Source organism: Streptomyces sp. MMG1533 (assembly GCF_001279775.1).
GTDB lineage: Bacteria > Actinomycetota > Actinomycetes > Streptomycetales > Streptomycetaceae > Streptomyces.
Map to the genome: position 1 here is coordinate 1 of NZ_LGDG01000165.1, position 310 is coordinate 310.

General features: G+C 75.8%; 1 pseudogene. It reads right to left on the bottom strand.

Annotation, left to right across the window (positions count from 1 at the left end):
- Positions 1-309, bottom strand: a pseudogene (locus ADK57_RS17430) (IS200/IS605 family accessory protein TnpB-related protein); the annotation flags it as partial.
- Position 310: the final 1 nt, after the last annotated feature.

Below are 310 nucleotides of genomic sequence, written 5' to 3' on the forward strand. Positions count from 1 at the left end.
CGCGCCCAGCGGCCGGGCCAGCCGCGCCTCGATCGACGCGATCTGCCCGCGCAGCCAGCCCAGATGGGCCACCTGTCCGCGCCGGGCCAGCGCCCACTGGTCATGGCTGGCCTTGGTGATACTGCCCGCCCAGCGCGCCGACGACCTCCCCGTCAGCTCCCGCTTGCGCACCGCCCACGAGGCGCCACCGTGAGCCAGGCCCTGCCGGGACCGCTCCGCGAGATCACCCGCCGCCAGCGAGCCAAGGAAGACGCCGACCTCGGCCAGTACGGACGCGTCCGCCTGCGACACCCGCAGCCGGTCCCGCACA